We start from the raw sequence: 18,117 nt of genomic DNA, 5'->3' as shown, positions 1-18,117 counted from the left end.
GCAGAGAATGATCGTTCTACCTTGCTGAGAACGATCATTCTCTGCGGTGCCTGAACCATGCTCGAAGATGCTTCCATCCAGCAGCGCCTGCTGCAGACCACCGAAAGCCTGATCTACGCCGGAGGCATCAACGCCACCGGCATGGATGCCATCGTCAAGGCCTCGGGGGTGGCGCGCAAAAGCATCTATCGCCTGTATCCGACCAAGGAAGCCCTGGTGGCGGCGGCGCTGCGTGCCCGTGACGAGCGCTGGATGCGCTGGTTCATCGATGGCACGTCCAGCGGCGAGCCGCGTGCGCGGCTGCTGGCGATCTTCCCGCTGCTGCGCAGTTGGTTCGAGTCAGCGGATTTTCGCGGCTGCGCGTTCATCAATGCGGCTGGCGAGACCGGCGATCCGAGCAGCGAGATTCGCGCCGTGGCGCGGCTGCACAAGCAGCGCCTGCTCGGCTACCTGAACGAAATCACCGCCGCCTGTGGCCTGGCCGACGCTGCCGGCGTGGCCAGGCAACTGCTGTTGTTGATCGACGGCGCTACCGCCGTTGCCATGGTCACCGGCCAGGCCGATGCCGCCGACTGTGCCGGCCAGACCGCGTCGATGCTGTTGCAGACCCCGAATGCCCAGTGATGGGCGCCATTCCCTGAAAGCAAGAGGTGCCGTTATGTCGTCCAATGATGAAATCCGTCCGCCGCTACCGCCGTTCACCCGCGAGAGCGCCATCGAGAAGGTCCGTCTCGCCGAGGATGGCTGGAACAGCCGGGATGCGGCCAAGGTCGCCAAGGCCTACAGCCTGGATACGCGCTGGCGCAACCGCGCCGAGTTCGTCGACGGGCGCGGCCAGGCGCAGGCCTTCCTCGAACGCAAATGGGCCAAGGAGCTGGAGTACCGTCTGATCAAGGAGCTCTGGGCGTTCACCGACAACCGCATCGCCGTGCGCTATGCCTACGAGTGGCGTGACGACTCGGGCAACTGGTTCCGCTCCTACGGCAACGAGAACTGGGAGTTCGGCGCTGACGGCCTGATGGTCAATCGCTACGCCTGCATCAATGACCTGCCGATCACCGAGGCCGAGCGCAAGTTCCGCTGGCCACAGGGGCGCCGTCCGGATGATCATCCGGGTCTGTCCGAACTGGGGCTCTGAACGGCTCGCAGGCACGGGACTTGCTGCTTGAATGCGTCGATGACCCCGAACTCCAAGGATGCCGAATGAATCGCAACGATCTGCGCCGTGTCGACCTGAACCTGCTGGTGATCTTCGAGACCCTGATGTTCGAGAAGAACCTGACGCGGGCTGCGGAGAAGCTGTTCCTCGGCCAGCCGGCAGTCAGTGCGGCGCTGGCGCGCCTGCGCGACCTGTTCGACGACCCGCTGCTGGTGCGCAACGGCCGGGGTTTCGAGCCGACGGCGCGGGCCCTGGCGATTCTCCGGGAGTTGCAGCCGGCGATGGACACCATCTCGGGCGCGGTGAGCCGTGCCCGGGAGTTCAACCCGGCGACCAATCGCGACACCTTCCGCATCGGTCTGTCGGACGATGCCGAGTTCGGACTGTTTCCGGCGCTGCTCAATCAGCTCCGCGAGGAGGCGCCTGAGGTGGTGATCGTGGTGCGGCGGGTCAACTTCCTGCTGATGTCGTCGATGTTGGCGTCGGGGGAGATCTCCGTCGGCGTCAGCTACACCACCGAGCTGCCGGCCAATGCCAAGCGCCGCAAGCTGCGCGAGATGCGCGTCAAGGTGCTGCGCGGCGATGAGCGGCCAGGGCCGCTGACGCTGGACGAGTACTGCGCCCGGCCGCATGCGCTGGTGTCGTTCTCGGGCGACCTGTGCGGCAACATCGACAACGATCTGGCGCGCCTCGACCGTTCGCGGCGCGTGGTGCTGGCGGTGCCGCAGTTCAGTGGCTTGCGCTCGATCATCGCAGGAACGGAAATGCTCGCCACGGTGCCGGATTTCGCGGCGGCAGCCCTGATCGAAGGCACCAGCCTGCGCGCGGATGACCCGCCATTCGAGCTGGTCAACTCGGACCTGTCCATGGTCTGGAGCGGGGTGACCGACAACGATCCGGCCGAGCGCTGGATCAGGAGCAAGATCGTCGAGTACATGGGCGAGCCGGGCGCCTGAGCGGGGCTCAGTCGCGGTAGAACACCTGGATCAGGTGATAGCCGAACTGGGTCTTCACCGGGCCGTGCACCTCGCGCAGGGGCTTCTTGAAAATCACCTGGTCCACCGCGCGGACCATCTGTCCGGGACGGACTTCGCCCAGGTCGCCACCTTTCTTGCCGGACGGGCAGGTGGAGTGCTTGCGCGCCAGCACATCGAAGGCTTCGCCGGCGGCGATGCGCTTCTTCAGGGCCGCCGCTTCCGCTTCGGTCTTGACCAGGATGTGGCGGGCCATTGCCTTTGCCATTGATGGGCTCCTCAATTCTGTCAGCGCGCTATTGTGCCAGCATTCGCTGCGCCAGCAGAATGACGTCAATTTTATGGGTCGTGCGTTGTCCGCACTGCAGGTAATCATGGCCTATGGTATTTCAATCGCTGCTGACGGAAGCGCCGCCATGGATCTCCCTGCAATGCTGAAAGTCCTGTCCACGCAGGACGGTTCCGACCTCTATCTCTCCACCGGCGCGCCGCCCTGTGCCAAGTTCAATGGCGTGCTCAAGGCGCTCAGCCAGGAGCCGCTGAAGGCGGGGGACGTGGCCGCCATCGCGGATTCGGTCATGGATAGCGCGCAGCGCGAGGAGTTCGAGCGCGAACTGGAAATGAACCTGGCGATCTCGCTGGCCGGGGTCGGTCGTTTCCGCATCAACATCTTCAAGCAGCGCAACGAGGTGTCCATCGTCGCGCGCAACATCAAGATGGAGATTCCACGCTTCGAAGACCTCAAGCTGCCCGAGGTCCTGCTCAGCACGGTGATGGAGAAGCGCGGCCTGGTGTTGTTCGTTGGCGGCACCGGTTCGGGCAAGTCGACCTCGCTGGCGGCGCTGATCGATTACCGCAACCGCAACAGCGGTGGCCATATCATCACCATCGAAGACCCGGTGGAGTACGTGCATCGGCACAAGAAATCGATCATCAACCAGCGCGAGGTGGGCGTGGATACACGCAGCTTCCATGCAGCGCTGAAGAACACCCTGCGCCAGGCGCCGGACGTGATCCTGATCGGCGAGATCCGCGACCGCGAGACCATGGAGCACGCACTGGCCTTCGCCGACACCGGGCACCTGGCGATTTCCACCCTGCATGCCAACAACGCCAACCAGGCGCTGGACCGCATCATCAACTTCTTCCCTGAGGAGCGTCGCCCGCAGTTGCTCAATGACCTGGGCAACAACCTCAAGGCTTTTGTTTCCCAGCGCCTGGTCAAGACCATTGACGGCAAGCGCCGCGCGGCGGTGGAGGTGATGCTGGGGACGCCGACGGTGCGTGACCTGATCAAGCGCAACGAATTCTCCGAGCTCAAGGAGATCATGGAGAAGTCGAAGAACCTCGGCATGCAGACCTTCGACCAGGCGTTGATCGACCTGGTGCACGACGGCGCCATCGACGAGGAGGAGGCGGTGAAGAACGCCGACTCGGCGAACAACGTGCGCCTGAAGCTCAAGCTCTACCGCGACAACCCGGCCAATGCCAAGCCCGCGCCCGTCGCAGCGGCTCCGGTGGCGGCACCGGCTGCAGCGCCGAAGGTTGCCGAGGCGGGCGACTGGGGGCTGGAACTGAAGCTGGAGGACATCGAGGAAGAGCAGCCGCCGGAGGATCCGGGGCGCCAGGGTATCTAGGGCTTGGGCCAGAGCATTGGGCGGTAGGCCTGGCGTAACCGCTGGCTGACGCCGTCGTGGTCGAGCTGGGCGATGGCGTCGCGCAGCTGCGTCACCAGCTGGCGGTCGCAGTCGAGCGAGCAGGCCAGGTAGAGGTCGGTGCTTACCAGGGGTGGGCTCATGCGCAGCTCGTGCCGGCGCGCCGCCGATTTGTGCCAGATGTACAGCGCCTCGTCGATGCCGGTGAACCAGGCATCGATGCGCCGCAGTTCGAGCAGGCGGGCCGGGTTCTCGCCAAGCCGGATCTGCACAATCTGCTGCTCCGCGAAGCCCTCGCGGCGCAGCGTCTCCACCTGTGCAGTGCCCAGCCCGACACCGATGCGCTGGTAGCGCCGGCGCGCCTCGGCGAAGCTGGCCACTGGCTCGTCGAGGCTGAAGAAGGCGCGCTCGAGCAGCATGATCGGGGCTATCCAGGTGTAGCGCGCCTCACGCTGCGGGGTTCGTGACAGCGGGATGATCAGCAGGTCCTTGCCCTTGCTCACGGTGGCCTGCGCCCGCAACCAGGGCTCGGCGATGATTTCGGTCAGGCGACCGCTGCGGGCGGCGGCGGCCAGCACCACATCACCGACCATGCCGTTGCCGCCTTCATAGTCGTGAAAGGTCAGCGGCGGGGCGTCGGGCAGGTACAGCTTCACCGGCCCTGCTGCCGCTGCACAGACGGCAACGCTCAACGTCAGGACAAACAGCAGGTGTTTGAAATGAGGCACGGTGAACATCCTGTTGTTCAGTGGAGAAACAATAGACGCAAGCGGCTATTACCCTGGGGTCCGTGAGTCTCCGTGACTGGCAGGTGGTGCGGCCGGGCAGGTGCTCGTCGGGAAAATGGCGTCATTATAATGAACAAATATGCCTGAAGGCTAATTGCCATTACTCGGTGCGCTTGCCTGTGTTGCGCGAAGGCTCTGGCACGGGGATTTGCCGGCATTTTCCCGGTTCGGCTGGCGTGTTCGCGCCGTGCTGCTCGTTGCAGACTGATGCGGGATTTCAGTTCTGCAGCTGCGCCAGATCGCGATACAGCTCCAGTGCCTGGGGGTTGGCCAGCGCATCGGTGTTCTTCACCGGCCGCCCATGAACGACATTGCGCACGGCCAGTTCGACGATCTTGCCGCTGATGGTGCGGGGAATGTCAGCGACCTGAACGATTCGCGCCGGTACGTGGCGTGGTGTGGTGTTGGCGCGGATCACCTGGCGAATCTCGTCGCGCAGGGCGTCGTCCAGGGTCGCGCCATCGCGCAGGCGCACGAACAGCACGACGCGCACATCGCCATCCCACTCCTGGCCGATGGCGATGGACTCCAGCACGCTCGGTACCTTTTCCACCTGGCGGTAGATTTCCGCGGTGCCGATGCGCACCCCGCCGGGGTTGAGCACGGCATCGGAGCGACCGTGGATGATCAGGCCGCCGTGCGCGGTCTCCTCGGCGTAGTCGCCGTGCGCCCAGACGCCGGGGAAGGTGGTGAAGTAGGCCGAGCGGAATCTTTCACCATCGGCATCGTTCCAGAAACCGAGCGGCATCGATGGAAAGTGCCGGGCGCAGACCAGCTCGCCCTTGGCGCCATGCAGCGGTCGGGCGTCCTCGTCCCATACCTGCACGTCCATGCCCAGGCCCTTGCACTGCAGTTCGCCGCGCCATACCGGCAGGGTCGGGTTGCCCAGGGCGAAGCAGGAGACGATGTCGGTGCCACCGGAGATCGAGGACAGGCAGACATCGCGCTTCACATCGCGATAGACGTAGTCGAAGCTCTCGTGCGCCAGCGGCGAGCCGGTGGACAGCAGGGTCCTGAGTGTCGTCAGGCGATGGCTTTCCCGTGGTTTGACGCCGGCCTTCTCCAGCGCGGCGATGAACTTGGCGCTGCTGCCGAACACGGAGATGCCCTCGGCGTCGATCAGGTCGATCAGGCGGGTGGGCTCGGGGTGCAGCGGCGATCCGTCGTAGAGCACCAGGGTGGCGCCCAGTGCCAGGCCGGATACCAGCCAGTTCCACATCATCCAGCCGCAGGTGGTGTAGTAGAACAGGGTGTCGTCGGCGCCCAGGTCGGTATGCAGGCCCAGTTCCTTGAGGTGTTGCAGCAGCGTGCCACCGACGCCATGGACGATGCACTTGGGCACACCGGTGGTACCGCTGGAGTAGAGGATGTACAGCGGCTGGGAGAAGGCGAGCGGGACGAACTGCGGCGCGCCGCCGGGCTGGTAGAAGTCCTGCCACAGGCTGATCTGCGCGGATGACCTGTAATCCTCGGGGCTGGCCTGCAGGCGCGTGTACGGCACGATCAGCAGCTGCTCCAGGCTGGGCAGTCGCTCCAGGATCTCGCCCAGCTTGGTGGTCAGGTCCAGATCCTTGCCGGCATAACGGTAGCCGGCAGCGGCGATCAGCACCTTGGGTTCGATCTGGCCGAAGCGGTCGATCACGCCCTGGGTGCCGAAGTCGGGTGAGCAGCTTGACCAAATGGCGCCCAGGCTGGCACTGGCCAGCATGCCCACCACCGTTTGCCAGGTATTGGGCATGAACGCCGCCACCCGGTCGCCGACACCGACGCCTGCATCGCGCAGGCTGCGTTGCAGGCCGGCGACATGCGCGGCCAGTTGCGCGTAGCTGAGCTGCTCGCGACGACCGTCCTCAGCCACGGCCACCAGCGCCGGGTGGCCGTCGCGACGGCGCAGCAGGTGTTCGGCGAAGTTCAGGGTGGCGCCGGGAAACCACTGCGCATCCGGCATTGCCGGGCCTTCGTGCAACACGCACTCGGCGCGGGCGTGCCAGCGCACGTCGAAGACATCGGCGATGGCCTGCCAGAACGCCTCGCGCTGCGCGACGCTCCAGGCGTGCAGGGCGGGGTAGTCGGCCAGCTGCAGGGCATGGCGGTGGTTGACGAAGTGGCGCAGGGCTTCCATGCGGCTGGCCGCGACACGTTCGGCGCAGGGTCTCCACAGAGGTTGCGGCATGATGAGTCCTCGTGGTCGTCGTGCTCAGCCTTCAGCTTAGCTCGACCACCGGGCCTCATCGTCTCCCGGCGCTAGTGACTCAGGCGCGCGCGTGCCACGCGTGAACCGTTGGCCTTGCCCAGTACCTGGCAGATGCGCTGGCCAGCGGCGATCAACCTGTCCATGTCCACGCCGGTGTCGATGCCCAGGCCCTGCAGCAGGTAGAGCACATCCTCGCTGGCGACGTTGCCGGTGGCGCCCTTGGCGTAGGGGCAGCCGCCGAGCCCGGCGACCGAGCTGTCGAACACGCTGATGCCTTCGAGCAGGCTGGCGTAGATGTTGGCCAGGGCCTGACCGTAGGTGTCATGGAAGTGCCCGGCCAGCCGCTCACGCGGAACGTCGCGGCTGACCACGTCGAGCAGCGCGCGGGTCTTGCCGGCGGTGCCGGTGCCGATGGTATCGCCCAGCGAAACCTCGTAGCAGCCCATGGCATGAAGCTCGCGTGCCACTGCGGCAACCTGTTGCGGGGCGACGTCGCCGTCGTAGGGGCAGCCCAGCACGCAGGAGACGTAGCCACGCACGCGCACCTTGGCGGCCTTGGCCGCCTCCAGCAGCGGCACGAAGCGCTGCAGGCTGTCGGCGATGGAGCAGTTGATGTTCTTCTGCGAGAAGGCTTCGCTGGCTGCGGCGAACACCGCCACTTCCTCCACCTTCGCCTCCAGCGCGGCCTCGAAGCCCTTGAGGTTGGGGGTGAGCGCCGCGTAGGTGATGCGTGGCCGGCGCTGGATGCCGCTGAACACCTCGGCGGAGCCGGCCATCTGCGGCACCCATTTGGGCGAGACGAAGCTGCCGACTTCGATGTAGCGCAGGCCGGCGGCGCTCAGGTCATCGACCAGGCGCACCTTGTCGGCGACGCTGATCGGCTGTTTCTCGTTCTGCAGGCCGTCGCGCGGGCCGACTTCGACCAGGCGCACGGAGTGGGGCAGGTTCATCGGGTTTCCTCGTCGGTATCCGGTTGTGACGCATGGGGTGGACATCGCCTTTCATGTCCGCCTCGATGCGGGTGGGTGCCCTGATGGTGGATCGATACAGCGTGATCCACCCTGCGGTTCGCGTTCAATCCGCGCGTAGGGTGGACATCGCTCTTCATGTCCACCTCGATGCGGGTGAGTGCCCTGATGGGGGATCGATACAGCGTGATCCACCCTGCGGTTCGCGTTCAATCCGCGCGTAGGGTGGACATCGCTCTTCATGTCCACCTCGATGCGGGTGAGTGCCTTTATGGTGGATCGATACAGCGTGATCCACCCTACGGTTCGCGTTCAATCCGTGCGTAGGGTGGACATCGCTTTTCATGTCCACCTCGATGCGGGTTGATGCCCTGATGGGGGATCGATACAGCGTGATCCACCCTACGACTCAAGTTCCACCAGCACTGTGCCTTCGCTGACCATTTCCCCTTCGCAGCAATACAGCGCCTTGACCGTGCCAGCCTCGGGCGCGCGGATGCTGTGTTCCATCTTCATCGCCTCCAGCACCACCAGGGCGGTGCCGGCCTCGACCGCCTGACCGGCCTCGACCAGTACACGGACGATGCTGCCGTTCATGGGCGCGCCCAGGCCGCCGTGCTGGGCATGGCTGGCCTCGGCCGCTGCGATGGGGTCGAAGCGGGTGATGGCGTGCAACTCGCCGTGCCATTGCAGGTAGAGGGTATCGCCACGGCGCATGCAGCGCAGGCGCTGGCGCGTGCCCTCGATATCCGCCTGCAGCGTATCGTCACCGAAATGTGCCTGGTTGCCGGCGCGCACCTTGCGGTTTGTGCCCTGGCAGCTCAGGTGCAGGTCGACTTCTGCCGCACCGGCGCTGCGCCAGCCACTGCGCGTGGCCCAGGGTGAGTGGCTGTCGTCGGCACGCTGCAGGGCCGCCTCGGTCTGCACCCAGGCGTCGGCGGCGAGCTGCCAGAAGCGCTCCGGCAGTTCGCCGGGGCTGGGCAGCAGCTGCTGCTGGTGGCGGGGGATGAAGCCGGTATCCAGTTCGCAGGCGGCGAACGCCGGATGGGAGAGGATGCGGCGCAGGAATGCGAGGTTGGTCCTGACGCCACCGACCAGGGTTTCGTCGAGCATGGCCAGCAGGCGCAGGCGTGCCTGTTCGCGGTCCTCGCCCCAGGCGATCAGCTTGCCCAGCATGGGATCGTAGAAGGGCGAAACGCTGTCGCCCTCGGCCACGCCGCTGTCGAAGCGGCGACCATCGCCGGCCGCGCCTTCGCGGTAGAGCGCCAGGGTGCCGGTGGCCGGCAGGAAGTCATGCTCCGGGTCTTCGGCATACAAGCGCACCTCGATGGCGTGGCCGTTCAGCGGCACCTGTTGCTGGCTGATCGGCAGTGGCTCACCACGGGCGACACGAATCTGCCAGGCCACCAGGTCGAGGCCGGTGATGGCCTCGGTGACCGGGTGCTCGACCTGCAGACGCGTGTTCATTTCCATGAAGAAGAAGTCGCCGCGCTCGTCGAGCAGGAATTCCACCGTACCCGCACCGACATAGCCGATGGCCTGTGCGGCCTTGACCGCTGCCTCGCCCATGGCACGGCGCAATTCGGTGCTCAGGCCGGGGGCGGGGGCTTCCTCGACCACCTTCTGATGGCGCCGCTGGATCGAGCAGTCGCGTTCGTTGAGATACAGGCAGTTGCCATGTCGGTCGGCGAAGACCTGGATCTCCACATGGCGGGGTTTGAGCACGTACTTCTCCACCAGCATGCGCGAATCGCCGAAGGCCGACTGCGCCTCGCGCTGGGCAGATGCCAGGGTTTCGCCCAGTTGCGCCTCCGCCTCGGCGACCTTCATGCCCTTGCCGCCGCCGCCGGCAGCCGCCTTGAGCAGCACCGGGTAGCCGATGCGTGCGGCGGCCTCGCGGAAGGTCTCGAGGTCCTGCTTGTCGCCATGGTAGCCGGGCACCAGCGGCACGCCGGCCGCTTCCATCAGCGACTTGGCGGCCGACTTGCTGCCCATCGCCTCGATGGCCGAGGCGGGCGGGCCGAGAAAGACCAACCCGGCCTGCTCGATGGCCTGGGCAAAACCGGCGTTCTCCGAGAGGAAGCCATAGCCGGGGTGGATGGCCTGGGCACCGCTGGCCTTGGCGGCGGCGATGATCCGGTCGATCAGCAGGTAGCTGTCGGCGGGCTTGGCGCCGCCGAGATCGACCGCCATGTCGGCTTCCCGGACATGCCGTGCCTCGGCGTCGATGGCGCTGTGCACGGCCACGGTGCGGATGCCCATGGCCTTGGCCGTGCGCATCACCCGACAGGCGATCTCGCCCCGGTTGGCGACCAGCAGGGTATCGATGTGGGTGGGCTTCATGCTTGCGGCTCCTGCCAGGCGGGCGTGCGTTTTTCCAGGAAGGCTCGGAGTCCTTCCTGGCCCTCGGGGCTGATGCGGATCCGGGCGATGGCATTCTCGGTGTAGCGACGCAGGGCCGGAGTCAGCTCACCGCTGGCCACTTCGCGCAGCAGGTCCTTGCTGGCGCGCATGGCCTGCGGGCTGTTCAGCAGCAGGTTGGCGACCCAGGCGTCGACCTGCGACTCCAGTTCATCAGCGGGGTAGCACTCGGCGAGCAGGCCCAGTTCGCGGGCGCGCTTGCCGTCGAAGCGCTCGGCAGTCAGGGCATAGCGCCTGGCCGCGCGTTCGCCGATGGCCTGCACCACGAACGGGCTGATCACCGCCGGGGCCAGGCCGATGCGCACTTCTGAGAGGGAGAACAGCGCGTCCTCGCTGCCGATGGCCAGGTCGCAGCAACTGGTCAGGCCCACCGCGCCGCCGAACGCCGCCCCCTGCACCACGGCGAGGGTGGGAATCTTCAGTGCGGCGAGGTTGTACATCAGCTCTGCCAGCTCGCGGGCGTCATTCAGGTTGGCGTTGTAGTCGAGCTCGGCCGCTTGCTGCATCCAGGCCAGGTCGGCGCCGGCCGAGAAGTGCTTGCCGCGGCCACGCAGGAGGAGGAAGCGCAGGCTCTTGTCTTCGCCCACGGCATCGAGGGCGAGGATCAGCTCGCGAATCATCTCGGCGTTGAAGGCGTTGTTCTTTTCCGCCCGGTTCAGCCACAGGGTGGCAAAGCCGCGTGTATCGGTTTCAAGCTGTACGGTGGTGAAGTCGGTCATATCTCGTCGCTCTCAGATCTGCGGTGTAGGAGCCGGCTTGCCGGCGATGCTGCTGATCGCCCGCAAGCGGGCTCCTACCGGCTGCTTTACATGCGGAACACGCCGAAACGGGTCGGCTCGATCGGCGCATTGAGGCTGGCAGACAGCGCCAGGGCGAGCACGTCGCGGGTCTGTGCCGGGTCGATCACGCCGTCATCCCACAGCCGGGCACTGGAGTAGAAGGCGTGCGCCTGGTGCTCGTACTGCTCGACGATGGGCTGCTTCAGGCGCTGTTCCTCGTCATCGCCGAAAGGCTGCCCGGCGCGTTGCGCCTGTTCGCGCTTGACCTGCACCAGCACGCCTGCGGCCTGTTGCGCGCCCATCACGCCGATGCGTGCGTTGGGCCACATCCACAGGAAGCGTGGGTCGTAGGCGCGGCCGCACATGCCGTAGTTGCCGGCGCCGAAGCTGCCGCCGATGATCACGGTGAACTTCGGCACCTGGGCACAGGCCACGGCGGTGACCAGCTTGGCGCCATGCTTGGCGATGCCGCCTTCCTCGTACTTCTTGCCCACCATGAAGCCGGTGATGTTCTGCAGGAACAGCAGCGGGATACCGCGCTGGCAGGCCAGCTCGACGAAGTGCGCGCCTTTCTGCGCCGATTCGGCGAAGAGAATGCCGTTGTTCGCCAGGATCGCCACCGGGTAGCCGTTGATGCGGGCGAAGCCGCACACCAGCGTGGTGCCGAACAGCGCCTTGAACTCATCCAGCTGCGAGTCGTCGACGATACGGGCGATGACTTCGCGCACGTCGAACGGCTGCTTGGCATCGGCTGGAATCACCCCGTACAGCTCCTCGGCCGCATGGCGAGGGGCGATGGGCGCACGGCTGTCCAACTGGCCGAGCTTGCGCCAGTTCAGGTTGGCGATGCTGCGCCGGGCCAGGGCCAGGGCATGTTCGTCGTCCTCGGCATAGTGGTCGGCCACGCCGCTGGTCTTGCAATGCACGTCGGCGCCGCCCAGTTCCTCGGCGCTGACCACCTCACCGGTGGCGGCCTTCACCAGTGGCGGGCCGGCGAGGAAGATGGTGGCCTGCTCGCGAACCATGATGGTCTCGTCGCTCATCGCCGGCACATAGGCGCCGCCAGCGGTGCAGGAGCCCATCACGACCGCGATTTGAGGAATCCCCATTGCGCTCATGTTGGCCTGGTTGAAGAAGATGCGGCCGAAGTGCTCGCGATCCGGGAATACCTCGTCCTGGCGCGGCAGGTTGGCGCCGCCGGAGTCCACCAGGTAGATGCACGGCAGGCGGTTCTCGCGGGCGATGGCCTGGGCGCGCAGGTGCTTCTTCACCGTCAGCGGGTAGTAGGAGCCGCCTTTCACCGTGGCGTCGTTGGCCACGATCATGCATTCCACGCCCTCTACACGGCCGATGCCGGCGATCACCCCGGCTGCCGGCACGTCCTCGCCGTAGACGTCATGGGCGGCGAGCTGGCCGATCTCGAGGAAGGGCGAGCCTGCATCGAGCAGGCGGTTGATGCGTTCGCGCGGCAGCAGCTTGCCGCGCGCGGTATGGCGCTCCTGCGCCTTGGTTCCGCCGCCCTGCTGAACGCGGGCGAGCAGGGCGCGCAGGTCGTCCACCTGGGCGAGCATGGCGGCCTGGTTGGCGGCGAACTCCGGCGAACGGGTGTTGATCTGGGTGTGCAGGATGGCCATTGGCGCACTCCGAATTGCAGGCTTTAGCTCCCCTCTCCCGTTCACGGGAGAGGGGCTGGGGGAGAGGGTGGTGCTAGCACCTCCGGCCCTCTCCCTAACCCTCTCCCACAAGTGGGAGAGGGGACTGTCCGCGCTGTTTGAGGGTTATTTTGTTTCGTTGAACAGCTCGCGGCCGATCAGCATGCGGCGGATTTCGCTGGTGCCGGCGCCGATCTCGTAGAGCTTGGCGTCACGCAGCAGGCGGCCGGCCGGGTACTCGTTGGTGTAGCCGTTGCCGCCGAGCAGCTGGATGGTGTCCAGCGCCATCCTGGTGGCCATCTCGGCGGTGTAGAGGATCACCGCGGCGGCGTCCTTGCGTGATTCCTCGCCACGGTCACAGGCGCGGGCGACGTTGTACAGGTACGACTTGGAGGCGTTCATGCCGGCGTACATGTCGGCCAGCTTGCCCTGCACCAGCTGGAATTCGCCGATCGACTGCTTGAACTGCTGGCGCTCGTGCACGTAGGGCAGCACCACGTCCATGCAGGCGCTCATGATCCCGGTCGGCCCGCCGGAGAGCACGGTACGTTCGTAGTCCAGGCCGCTCATCAGCACGCGCACGCCACCGCCCTCGGCGCCGAGCACGTTCTCCTCCGGCACTTCGCAGTCCTCGAACAGCAGCTCGCAGGTGTTGGAACCGCGCATGCCCAGCTTGTCCAGTTTCTGGTGACGGGAGAAGCCCTTGAAGTCGCGCTCGACGATGAACGCGGTCATGCCGCGCGAGCCGGCGTTGACGTCGGTCTTGGCGTAGATCACGTAAGTGTGGGCATCCGGACCGTTGGTGATCCACATCTTGTTGCCGTTGAGCACGTAGCGGTCGCCGCGCTTCTCGGCGCGCAGCTTCATCGACACCACGTCGGAGCCGGCATTGGGCTCGCTCATGGCCAGGGCGCCGACATGTTCGCCGGAGCACAGGCCGGGCAAGTACTTGAGCTTCTGCTCGTGGCTGCCGTTCTTGTGGATCTGGTTGACGCACAGGTTGGAGTGCGCGCCGTAGGACAGGCCGACGGAGGCCGATGCACGGCTGATCTCTTCCATCGCCACGACGTGGGCCAGGTAACCCATGTTGGTGCCGCCGTACTGCTCGTCGACGGTCATGCCGAGCAGGCCCATGTCGCCGAACTTGCGCCACATGTCCATGGGGAACTCGTTGTCGCGGTCGATCTGTGCGGCGCGCGGGGCCAGCTCCACCTGGGCGAAGTGGTGCACGGCATCGCGCAGCATGTCGATGGTCTCGCCGAGGCCGAAATTCAGGGTTGGGTAGCTCATGGTTCCACCTGTGTCTTGTACTTGTTGAAAGGGGATCAGCTGTTCGTCTCGGCGAGTGCCGCCAGACAGCGTTCCTCCGCGGTATCCAGTTCGAGCTGCATCTGCTGGATGTCGAGCAGCTGCTGCTCGAGCTGGGCGCGGCGGGCGGCGATCTTGTTCATGAAGGTTTCCAGCTGCTTGCGGTTGCCGCCGCTGGGGTCGTAGAGATCGATCAGTTCCTTGCACTCGGCCAGCGAGAAACCGATGCGCTTGCCCCGCAGGATCAGCTTCAGGGCGACCAGGTCCTTGGGCGAGTAGATGCGCTCCTGGCCACGCCGCTCGGGACTGAGCATGCCTTGCTCTTCATAAAAGCGGATGGCGCGGGTGGTGACGTCCAGCTCGCGGGCCAGATCGGAGATCGAAAAAGTCGTGGGCATGGGGTTGTCTCGTTTACCTTTACGTTAACGTAAGCTTGTGCGAATCTTCCTGTCAACACCCCCGAGGGGCCCGAGAGTGGCATCACTTGTGCTTGCCAGGGCAGGCACCCTTTACGGGCTCGAGTCCTGGGTGTAGACCTTTACCGGTGCACGAGGCTGCCGAGTTGGAGCGAGATATGGCGCAGAGCTTCCAGACAGACCCACTCAAGGATTCACGACAGGCTCGCCTGCGCCTGGTCGCCGACGGCCAGCTTCCGCCAGGCGTACTGCGCGAAGAGATCGACGCGTCGTGGCGGCGCAGCCTGGGCCATGGGCTCGATTGCCTGGAGGGCGAGCGCAGCGATTTCTTCCACGACCTGCGCTTGCTGCTCGACGACAATCGCATGCTCATCGATGCCGCGACTCCGGAGATGGAGTACCTGGTGACGCAGCAGGGGCGCGGTGGCCTGGTGATACTGGGTGATGCCCAGGCCAATGTCCTGGCCATCGAAGGCCCTGACGACTACCTCAAGCAACCGGGGCTGCGTGACCTGCGTCCCGGCAGTTGCTGGAGCGAAACCCTGTGTGGCACCAACGCCATCGGCACGGCCGTCGTCGAGGGCCGGCCGACGCTGATCAACTGCGGCGAGCATTACCTCGATCGCCTGAGCCCTTTCTCCTGCACCTCGGTGCCGTTGCGTGACCCCCAGGGACGGATCGTCGGCGTTCTTGACGTGACCCGCGAAGGCATCATGGCGCAACCCCAGGACAGCCTGACCATGCTGATGCTGGCGGCTGGCAACATCGAAAGCCGGCTGTTCGGCCTGTGCTATCCGGACCATCTGGTACTGGCCTTCCACAGCCGCCCGCAATACCTCGGCAGCGCCTGGCATGGACTGTTGGCACTGAGCCTGGATGGCGAGGTCCTCGCTGCCAACGAGCGGGCGTGCGAGTTGCTCCAGCTGTCGCGTGAGACGCTCACCGGGCGTCGCGCCAGCGAGCTGATCGGCGAGCGCTCGCCGCAGTTCATCGCGCGCCTGCTCCAGGGTGGCATCAGCAGCGTGCAGACCGCCAAGGGCGAGTTCTTCTTTCGCACGTTGCAGGTTCCCCGACCTGCCAGCCCGGGTACGGGAGTACCGCCGCGTACCCGCCCGGGTGCCGTTGCCCGAGCGCTGGAAGACCTGGCCGGGCAGGACACCCGTTACGCACGAGCCTTGCGCATGGCGCGCCAGGGCCTGGCCAGCGACTTGCCCGTGCTGTTGCTGGGCGAGACCGGTACCGGCAAGGAGGTGGTGGCCCGTGCCCTGCACCAGTCGGGGCGGCGGGCGGACAAACCCTTCGTCGCGGTGAACTGCGCCGCGATCCCCGAGGGGCTGATCGAATCCGAACTGTTCGGTTACCGCGAGGGCGCCTTCACCGGCTCGCGCCGTGGCGGCATGGTCGGGCGCCTGATGCAGGCCCAGGGCGGCACGCTGTTTCTCGATGAGATCGGTGACATGCCGCTGGCCTTGCAGGCGCGTCTGCTGCGCGTCCTGCAGGAACGCAAGGTCGCGCCGCTGGGCGCAGCCGAAGAACAGGACATCGACGTGGCGCTGATCTGCGCGACCCACCATGACCTCAAACGCCTGGTGCTGGAAAAACACTTCCGCGAAGACCTCTACTACCGTATCAACGGTGTCAGCCTGCGCCTGCCGGCCCTGCGCGAGCGAAGCGACCTGGAACAGATGGTGGCGAGCGTGCTGCACAGGCATGGAGCCGCTCATGTGACCCTGGACAGGCCGCTGGCCGAGCTGCTCGGCAGCTACGACTGGCCGGGCAACATCCGCCAGCTGGAAATGGTCCTGCGCGCGGCGCTGGCGATGCGCGAGGAGGGCGAAACGGTCATCGGCCTGGATCACCTCACGGACAGCCTGCTTGATGAACTGACCGGCAGTTGCCGGCAGAGTGGCAGCATCCGCGAGAACGAGATGGAGCTGATCCGCACCAGCCTGGAGCGCCACCAGGGCAATGTCTCCGCCGCGGCCGATGCCCTGGGCATCAGCCGGGCGACCCTGTATCGCAAGCTCAAGCAGATGGGCAAATGATGGCTCACCCCCTTGCTGCGGGTGCTGTAGCGGGGCGGCCATGTCCAGATTGCTGACCCGGCTGGTCGATACCCATGACCCCGAACTGTTGCGCCGATCGCTGGCCTGGCTGTTCGGCTTCGTCAGGCCGCACCGGCGTGCCATCGCGGCCTTGCTCGGGCTGTCGCTGTGCGCCTCGCTGCTGGTGCTGGCGCAGCCGTGGCTGACCAAGAGCCTGATCGACGACGGCTTGCTGGCCAGGGATTTCCCGCGCCTGCTGCAGGTGGCGCTGGCCATGGTAGCGGTCGGCATCCTCGGTACCCTGTTGTCCGGTATCAATCGTTACCTGCATACAGGTTTGTCCGGGCGCATCCTGTTCGCTCTGCGCGATGACCTGTATCGCCACCTGCAGCAGCTGTCGCCGGCCTTCTACGGGCGCAAGCGGCTGGGCGACATCCTTTCGCGGCTCGATGGCGACGTGGCGGAAATCCAGCGTTTTGCCGTGGACTCGCTGTTCTCCGCCGTCTCCAGCGTCATCGGCCTGCTCGGCGCGGTGGCGTTGATGCTGGTCCTGTCCTGGCAGCTGTCGTTGCTGCTGGCGCTGCTGATCCCCCTCGAGGTTCTCTGGTTGCGCTGGATGCGGCGCAAGGTCGAGCGCGAGGTGCGCAGCCTGCGCGAGCGCTCGGCGGATGTCTCGTCGTTCCTGGTCGAGACCCTGCCGGCGATGAAGTTCATCCAGGCCAGCGCTGCCGAGCAGCGTGAGTCCGCGCGCCTGGAGGGGCTGGGCCAGGGCTACATGCGCCAGTTGCTCAAGGTGCAGGTGACGGAGTTCTTCACCCACGCGTTGCCCGGCACCCTGACCTCGTTGTCACGCGCCTGCGCCTTTCTGATCGGTGGCTACTGGGTCATCCAGGGCACCTGGCAGGTGGGAGCGCTGATTGCGTTCTCCACCTACCTGGGGATGGCCGTCGGGCCGGTGCAGAGCCTGCTGGGCCTGTATGTGGCCTTGCAGCGCATGACCGTCAGCCTCGGCCGGGTCATGGAACTGCAGCAGGAGCCGGTCAGCGTGCGCCAGCCCGCGGCGCCGTCACCCCTTGCCGAGGTGGGCGGGGAACTGCGCCTGGAGGACGTGCACTTCAGCCATGAGCAGCGCAGCGGTGCAGTGTTGAGGGGCGTCGACCTGGTGATCCCGGCGGGGCTCAAGGTGGCGATCAGCGGCGCGTCCGGGGTGGGCAAGTCGACCCTGATCGATCTGCTGCAGCGTTTCTATGATCCTGACCAGGGCCGGGTGCTGCTCGATGGTATCGACCTGCGCGAGTTGGACCTGTTCGCCCTGCGCCGCAGTATCGCGGTGGTCAGCCAGGATATCGTGCTGTTTCGCGGCACCCTGGCAGAAAACCTTTCCTACAGCGCACCGAGCGCCAGCCGCGAAGCGCTGCAACGGGTCGCCCGGCTGGCGCGCCTGGACGAGCTGATCGCCAGCCTGCCACAGGGCCTGGACAGTCCGCTGGGCGAGCGTGGCCAGCAGCTCTCCGGCGGCCAGCGGCAGCGCATCGCCATTGCCCGTGCGCTGCTGCAGGAGCCGCGCATCCTGGTGCTCGACGAGGCCACCTCGGCGGTGGACGAGGCCACCGAGCGCGAGGTGATCGCCGCCATCGATCAGCTCTTCGCCGGGCGCACGCGCATCCTGATCAGCCACCGGCCATCGACACTGCGCGAGGCCGACCTCAGCCTGTGTCTGCAGCAGGGCCGGCTGCAGCGCCTGGAACCGGCATGAGC

General features: G+C 66.2%; 15 protein-coding genes. 6 read left to right on the top strand and 9 right to left on the bottom strand.

The genetic code is table 11. The features are described 5' to 3' along the window. The first annotated feature begins 57 nt into the window (after positions 1 to 57). From FIV02_RS12870 to FIV02_RS12860, 3 genes are all read left to right on the top strand, one after another. A complete protein-coding gene (locus FIV02_RS12870) occupies positions 58 to 624 on the top strand; it encodes a TetR/AcrR family transcriptional regulator (RefSeq protein WP_037047867.1) in 567 nt (188 codons plus the stop codon). Positions 625 to 658: 34 nt separating this feature from the next. After that, positions 659 to 1,138 (top strand): nuclear transport factor 2 family protein, encoded by a 480-nt coding sequence (locus tag FIV02_RS12865; RefSeq protein ID WP_047591574.1) that lies wholly within the window; start codon positions 659 to 661, stop codon positions 1,136 to 1,138. A 65-nt stretch (positions 1,139 to 1,203) separates the two neighbouring features. Beyond that, complete coding sequence (locus FIV02_RS12860) at positions 1,204 to 2,115, top strand: LysR family transcriptional regulator (RefSeq protein WP_152488829.1); 912 nt, start codon at positions 1,204 to 1,206, stop codon at positions 2,113 to 2,115. Positions 2,116 to 2,122: 7 nt separating this feature from the next. Here the strand turns inward: FIV02_RS12860 and FIV02_RS12855 are convergent, their stop codons facing one another. After that, a complete protein-coding gene (locus FIV02_RS12855) occupies positions 2,123 to 2,401 on the bottom strand; it encodes a peptidylprolyl isomerase (protein WP_013715799.1) in 279 nt (92 codons plus the stop codon). Positions 2,402 to 2,549: 148 nt separating this feature from the next. On the opposite strand from FIV02_RS12855, the gene FIV02_RS12850 reads away from it, so the two are divergent. After that, a complete protein-coding gene (locus FIV02_RS12850; protein WP_172979150.1) occupies positions 2,550 to 3,770 on the top strand; it encodes a PilT/PilU family type 4a pilus ATPase in 1,221 nt (406 codons plus the stop codon). Here FIV02_RS12850 and FIV02_RS12845 read toward each other — a convergent pair. The 8 genes from FIV02_RS12845 to FIV02_RS12810 form a co-directional block, all read right to left on the bottom strand. Further along, positions 3,767 to 4,525: an ABC transporter substrate-binding protein gene (locus FIV02_RS12845; RefSeq protein ID WP_152488828.1), complete on the bottom strand. Its 759-nt coding sequence runs from the start codon at positions 4,523 to 4,525 to the stop codon at positions 3,767 to 3,769. The two genes, FIV02_RS12850 and FIV02_RS12845, sit on opposite strands and share 4 nt — an antisense overlap. 268 nt (positions 4,526 to 4,793) lie before the next feature. Next, positions 4,794 to 6,749, bottom strand: a complete 1,956-nt coding sequence (locus FIV02_RS12840; RefSeq protein ID WP_152488827.1) for an acetoacetate--CoA ligase — start codon at positions 6,747 to 6,749, stop codon at positions 4,794 to 4,796. A gap of 71 nt (positions 6,750 to 6,820) precedes the next feature. Next, positions 6,821 to 7,720 carry a hydroxymethylglutaryl-CoA lyase gene (locus FIV02_RS12835; RefSeq protein WP_152488826.1) on the bottom strand — a complete coding sequence of 300 codons (900 nt, stop codon included), beginning with the start codon at positions 7,718 to 7,720 and terminating at the stop codon, positions 6,821 to 6,823. A gap of 420 nt (positions 7,721 to 8,140) precedes the next feature. Beyond that, complete coding sequence (locus FIV02_RS12830; protein ID WP_152488825.1) at positions 8,141 to 10,081, bottom strand: acetyl/propionyl/methylcrotonyl-CoA carboxylase subunit alpha; 1,941 nt, start codon at positions 10,079 to 10,081, stop codon at positions 8,141 to 8,143. Beyond that, positions 10,078 to 10,878: a gamma-carboxygeranoyl-CoA hydratase gene (locus tag FIV02_RS12825; protein ID WP_152488824.1), complete on the bottom strand. Its 801-nt coding sequence runs from the start codon at positions 10,876 to 10,878 to the stop codon at positions 10,078 to 10,080. Before FIV02_RS12825 ends, FIV02_RS12830 begins: the two co-directional genes overlap by 4 nt. An 86-nt stretch (positions 10,879 to 10,964) precedes the next feature. After that, a complete protein-coding gene (locus FIV02_RS12820) occupies positions 10,965 to 12,572 on the bottom strand; it encodes a carboxyl transferase domain-containing protein (protein ID WP_037047834.1) in 1,608 nt (535 codons plus the stop codon). 144 nt (positions 12,573 to 12,716) lie between these two features. Then, positions 12,717 to 13,880, bottom strand: coding sequence for an isovaleryl-CoA dehydrogenase (locus FIV02_RS12815; RefSeq protein ID WP_037047830.1), 1,164 nt, complete (start codon positions 13,878 to 13,880; stop codon positions 12,717 to 12,719). Positions 13,881 to 13,915: 35 nt separating this feature from the next. Further along, the gene (locus FIV02_RS12810) at positions 13,916 to 14,296 is read right to left on the bottom strand and encodes a MerR family DNA-binding transcriptional regulator (RefSeq protein ID WP_037047828.1); all 381 of its coding nucleotides are present in this window, start codon (positions 14,294 to 14,296) and stop codon (positions 13,916 to 13,918) included. 176 nt (positions 14,297 to 14,472) lie between these two features. On the opposite strand from FIV02_RS12810, the gene FIV02_RS12805 reads away from it, so the two are divergent. Both FIV02_RS12805 and FIV02_RS12800 read left to right on the top strand, forming a co-directional pair. Beyond that, a complete protein-coding gene (locus FIV02_RS12805; protein ID WP_152488823.1) occupies positions 14,473 to 16,359 on the top strand; it encodes a sigma-54-dependent Fis family transcriptional regulator in 1,887 nt (628 codons plus the stop codon). A 40-nt stretch (positions 16,360 to 16,399) separates the two neighbouring features. Continuing rightward, a complete protein-coding gene (locus FIV02_RS12800; RefSeq protein ID WP_152488822.1) occupies positions 16,400 to 18,115 on the top strand; it encodes an ABC transporter ATP-binding protein in 1,716 nt (571 codons plus the stop codon). Positions 18,116 to 18,117 lie beyond the last annotated feature (2 nt).

This window comes from Pseudomonas sp. THAF187a, assembly GCF_009363395.1.
GTDB classification, from domain to species: Bacteria; Pseudomonadota; Gammaproteobacteria; order Pseudomonadales; family Pseudomonadaceae; genus Aquipseudomonas; species Aquipseudomonas khazarica.
This window is presented reverse-complemented; position numbering and strand designations above follow the sequence as displayed.